The sequence below is a fragment of the uncultured Agitococcus sp. genome, assembly GCF_937920075.1.
In the GTDB taxonomy this organism is placed as follows: Bacteria; Pseudomonadota; Gammaproteobacteria; order Pseudomonadales; family Moraxellaceae; genus Agitococcus.
Genome location: NZ_CALETI010000398.1, coordinates 1 through 5126, shown reverse-complemented (window position 1 = coordinate 5126; position 5126 = coordinate 1). Strand labels below are relative to the sequence as shown.

Here is a 5126-nt window from a genome sequence, read left to right as displayed (position 1 = left end):
GCTAATATGTCACTTTGCGTAAAACCACAAACAGTGTTGTAGTCGTTCACATGTTGACGGTCGATGCTAACCGCATTCAAGGTCAAGCTCAGGTCTGGTAATTGCTTAGATGTTTTCTTTTTTAAGCTATTGGCTAAGACTTTTGGGTACATAGCAAAGCTGGATGGTAATTTGGCCATGTTACGCGCTGGCATAATTATCCCCTTTAAAGGTTAATATGTTTAGCTAACCCTTCGACTTCGCTCAGGGAACTTTTGTCACCAAATCAGCGAAGTCGGGGTAGTTGAGCGAAGTCGAAACTAAGCACCAATCAAACTTTGACCACAAACACGTACCACGTTGCCAATTACGCCAGCAGAGGCTGGGTTGGCATACCAAGCAATAGCTTCAGCCACATCAACAGGTTGACCACCTTGAGACATTGAGTTCATACGGCGGCCAGCTTCACGAATGGCAAACGGAATCGCGGCGGTCATTTGTGTTTCGATGAAACCCGGTGCAACTGCATTAATGGTAATACCTTGTGCTTTTAATACTGGAGCCATAGATTGAACCATCCCAATCACGCCTGCTTTAGACATGGCGTAGTTGGTTTGACCTAAGTTACCTGCAATACCACTGATTGAGGATACACAAACCACACGGCCATTGGCATTAATCACATTGTTGGCTAATAGGGCATCGTTGATGCGCTCTTCGCTCGACAAGTTGATATTCATGACTAAGTTCCATTGTTGTGGTGTCATGTTGGCTAAGGTTTTGTCGCGTGTTACGCCTGCATTGTGAACAATGATGTCTAAGCCTTTGTCTTTGCAAAAATCAACAATTTTTTGTGGGGCTTCAGCCGCAGTAATGTCTAAACCTAAAACAGAACCCCCTAAACGACCAGCAACACGTTGTAAATCGGCTTCTTGAGCAGGAATGTCCAAACAAATCACGTGTGCGCCATCACGAGCTAAAACTTCAGCAATCGCTTCACCAATACCACGGCTAGCACCTGTTACTAAGGCTGTTTTGCCAGCTAAAGGCTTTTTCCAATCAATATTAACTTGTGTGTCGCTGGCACTGATGCGAACAACTTGTGCAGAAACATAAGCAGATTTTGCTGATAAGAAGAAACGTAATGTTGATTCAACTTGGTTTTCAGCATTAGGGGCAACATAAACTAATTGTGCCGTCATTGCTTTTTTGAATTCTTTAGCAATAGCACGCACAAAACCTTCTAAAGCACGTTGAGCAGTGGCTTGTTTTGGATCAGTACAGCTTTCTGGCGTGCGACCTAAAATCACCACACGACCACAGTTTTGCAATTGGCGTGCGATAGGGTTAAAGAAATTATAAACTTCAATTAATTGTTCGCTGTTTTTTACCCCAGAAGCATCAAAAACAAAGGCTTTAAATTTAAATTCTTTATCTTCAACATTGTGGCTACGTAAAGATAAACCTGCTTCAGAAGCAGCAGTTTGGTGAATAAAATCTTGGTTGCCTGCATAAGCTTCGGCATGAATGTTTTTTAACACACGAGCAATAGGGGCAACTAATTCAGCATTAGGGGCTGCACCTAATAATACGGCACCACTGACTAAAGGTTTGTTCGCATCATAACGTTCCAAAACCAAAGGTGCAGGCAAGCCTAAGTTACGGGTTAATAAACGGCCAACGGGCGAATTTGCAAATAACTGATAACGATCACTCATGGTGGTTTCCTTTGGTTGTCGGGTTATGAGAGGATTGTCATTTAGGCACAAAAGTCAATCATAACCAGTGTGGATGGATTCAGGCCGAGAGACTAGAACAAAAAGCACCATTTGGCGAGACTTCTTCCGCCAAAAAAACTAAAATCTCGGTTCTCTACTCAATAAAGACTAACAAAATGTATTTCTGAGTACATTCGCTTTGTGGCAGACTACGCCACGCGCTAAAGCCAATGTAAATTGTTGAGTTTATGTTAGTTTGACACCATCCATGAGGAGCGGAAAAACGCTCTTTAAAAACCACCAGTTGACTTTTGTGCTTATCAACCTTCTCAGTCCGCCTTATTAAGTGGGGATACTGAAAGCAGGAGATAATTGTTTAAGTCTATTTATTGGAGTAGAAAAAATGACTACTACTGTACGTCGTGTTGCTATTATCGGCGGTAACCGTATTCCGTTTGCCCGTTCTAACGGTGCTTATGCTAATGTTTCCAACCAAGATATGTTAACAGCGGCCTTAAATGGTTTGGTCGAGCGTTTTAATTTACAAGGTGTACGTGTTGGTGAAGTCGTGGCAGGTGCCGTATTAAAGCACAGCCGTGATTTTAACTTAACCCGTGAGTGTGTATTAAGCACTAAATTATCACCAGCAACCTCTGCTTATGATATTCAACAAGCGTGTGGTACAGGTTTAGAAGCCGCCATTTTAGTGGCCAACAAAATTGCTTTAGGCCAAATCGAATGTGGTATTGCAGGTGGTGTGGACACAACCAGTGATGCACCTTTAGCATTAAATGACGATTTGCGTAAAATTTTACTCGAAATCAACCGTGCTAAAACCAATCAAGATCGTTTAAAAGCAGCGTTAAAAATTCGTCCAAAACACTTAGCACCAGAACAACCCAAAAATGGTGAGCCACGTACTGGTTTAGCAATGGGTGATCATGCTGCGATTACCGCTTTAGAGTGGGGTATTACTCGTGAAGACCAAGATCAATTAGCCTTTAACAGCCATAAAAACATGGCTGCTGCTTATGATCGTGGTTTTTTTGATGATTTAATTACGCCATTCCAAGGTTTAAAGCGCGATAATAACTTACGTAAAGATATTTCCTTAGAAAAATTAGCGACCTTAAAAACCTGTTTTGGTAAAGGTGAAGATGCAACCATGACGCCAGCAAATTCCACACCATTAACCGATGGTGCTTCAGTGGTGTTATTGGCTTCTGAAGAGTGGGCAAAAGAGCGTGGTTTACCAGTATTAGCTTATTTAAGTTTTACTGAAGTAGCTGCTGTTGATTTTGTGCATCAAAAAGAAGGCTTGTTAATGGCTCCAGCTTATGCTGTGCCTCGTATGTTAGAGCGTGCAGGCTTGAAGTTACAAGATTTTGATTATTACGAAATCCACGAAGCCTTTGCTTCTCAAGTATTGTCTACCTTAAAAGCATGGGAAGACGCCAAGTTCTGTAAAGAGCGTTTAGGTTTGAAAAAGCCTTTAGGTAAAATTGATCGTAGCAAATTAAATATCAATGGTTCTTCTTTAGCCGCAGGTCATCCATTTGCAGCAACAGGTGGACGTATCATTGCTACTTTAGCAAAAATGTTAAATGAAAAAGGCAGTGGCCGTGGCTTAGTGTCCATTTGTGCTGCGGGTGGTCAAGGTGTGGTTGCGATTATTGAAAAATAATTAGGCATCTTCCAATCAGTTACCTCTCTTTAAAAAGAGAGGTCACATTAGGTTCTGTTGGTGTTTTGATTGTGGTTCACACGCAAAACATCAACAGAACCTATTCATAAGGATTATTAATACCTAACTCTTGTAAAGCATCAATTTCTAAAGCTTCCATCTCTTCGGCTTCCTCGTCATCAATGTGATCAAAACCTAATAAATGTAAAATACCATGTATGGTTAAATGTGCCCAATGAGCGGTGGCGGTTTTGTGTTGTTCAGTCGCTTCAGCAAGTACAACAGGTACACAAATAATAATGTCGCCTAAAGGTTCTCGTTTTAGCGAGTTTAGGACTTCATCAGGCAAATCACTCGGAAAAGATAATACATTTGTCGGCTTATCTTTGCCACGATATTGTAAATTGAGTGCATGACTTTCTTCTTCATCCACTAAACGAATAGCTACCTCACAAGGTTTAGCATAATTTGCAGCGGCCAACGCTTGTAAAATCCACTCTTTAAAGTCTTTATTTGTGGGTAAAGATTTCTGCTCTGTGGCTTTTTGTAAGGATAAAGTGAGGAGTGATTTAGTCATAACGTTGGCTTCGTGGTGGTGGCGGTGTGACAGGATGTTCTTTGTCCCATGATTCATAGGCTTCAACAATGCGTTGCACTAAATGATGACGTACTACATCTTTAGAGCTAAAACGCGTAATATGAATACCGTCAACATCGGTTAAAATGCGTAAGCAGTGTGCTAAGCCTGACTCATGACCACGTGGTAAATCAACTTGGGTAATATCACCCGTAATCACGGCTCGAGAACCAAAACCCAAACGCGTCAAAAACATTTTCATTTGTTCAGGCGTAGTATTTTGTGCTTCGTCTAAGATGACAAACGCATTGTTTAAGGTACGACCGCGCATATAGGCTAAGGGCGCAACTTCGATCACTTGTTTTTCAATCAGTTTGGCAACACGTTCAAAACCAAGCATTTCATATAAGGCGTCATATAAAGGACGTAAATAAGGGTCAATTTTGTCTGATAAATCACCTGGTAAAAAACCAAGTTTTTCACCTGCTTCGACGGCAGGGCGTACCAATAAAATTCGTTTAATAATATCTTTTTCGAGTTGGTCAACGGCTGCCGCAACGGCTAAATAAGTTTTACCAGTCCCTGCAGGGCCAACCCCAAAACTAATATCATGCTTTAAAATATTTTTGACGTAGTTGGCTTGATTATGTCCGCGTGGGCGAATACCACCTTTGCGGCTATATAACACAGGAAATTTATCGTCAGAATGATCGTCTTCTGTATCATTTGTGAGTGGAGCTTGGCTAGTTTGTAACATAAGATGCACCATTTCTGAGCTAATTTCTGGGCTTTGCGCGGTTTCTTCATACAAGCGTTTTAACAGTTGCTCGCCATGAGTGACATCGTTTAAAGAACCGTGTAATTGAAAATGATAACCACGATGATGAATATGAATTCCCAAACGTTTTTCAATTTGTTTAATGTTTTGATGAAATGCACCGCATAGGGCGTGCAAGCGTTGAGGCTGTTGAGGCTCTAAGTGTAAGTGACGAATGGTTGTGACGCTGCTGTTCAAACGAAAACTCGCTCCTAAAAATATTATTAACAAATTAGGACTTATGCGATTATCGCTTATTTGTTCACATTTCAACCGTTTTCAACGGTTTTATGTTCACCAAACGCGCGCCTGAAGGTGAAACGCGTAAGTCCAGAGTTGTTATTTTTAATA

Annotated in this window: 2 protein-coding genes and 3 pseudogenes; 1 reads left to right on the top strand and 4 read right to left on the bottom strand. The window is 41.2% G+C overall.

The features are described 5' to 3' along the window. Positions 1–194, bottom strand: a pseudogene (locus Q0212_RS13870) (hypothetical protein); the annotation flags it as partial. Positions 195–299: 105 nt separating this feature from the next. Next, entirely contained in the window at positions 300–1697 is a 1398-nt protein-coding gene (locus Q0212_RS13865) for a 3-oxoacyl-ACP reductase (protein ID WP_297926537.1), read from the bottom strand. A gap of 412 nt (positions 1698–2109) precedes the next feature. Here Q0212_RS13865 and Q0212_RS13860 point away from each other — a divergent pair. Continuing rightward, positions 2110–3381 (top strand): annotated as a pseudogene (locus tag Q0212_RS13860) (acetyl-CoA C-acetyltransferase); the annotation flags it as partial. A gap of 100 nt (positions 3382–3481) precedes the next feature. Here the strand turns inward: Q0212_RS13860 and ybeY are convergent. Together ybeY and Q0212_RS13850 are read right to left on the bottom strand one after the other, a co-directional pair. Continuing rightward, positions 3482–3958 carry an rRNA maturation RNase YbeY gene (ybeY, locus tag Q0212_RS13855; RefSeq protein WP_297926536.1) on the bottom strand — a complete coding sequence of 159 codons (477 nt, stop codon included), beginning with the start codon at positions 3956–3958 and terminating at the stop codon, positions 3482–3484. 37 nt (positions 3959–3995) lie between these two features. After that, a pseudogene (locus tag Q0212_RS13850) lies at positions 3996–4952 on the bottom strand (PhoH family protein); the annotation flags it as partial. Positions 4953–5126 lie beyond the last annotated feature (174 nt).

Bases quoted from the DNA above. Each gene is read 5' to 3' on its own strand.
- ybeY (WP_297926536.1), bottom strand. From the start codon at position 3,958: ATGACTAAATCACTCCTCACTTTATCCTTACAAAAAGCCACAGAGCAG.
- Q0212_RS13865 (WP_297926537.1), bottom strand. From the start codon at position 1,697: ATGAGTGATCGTTATCAGTTATTTGCAAATTCGCCCGTTGGCCGTTTA.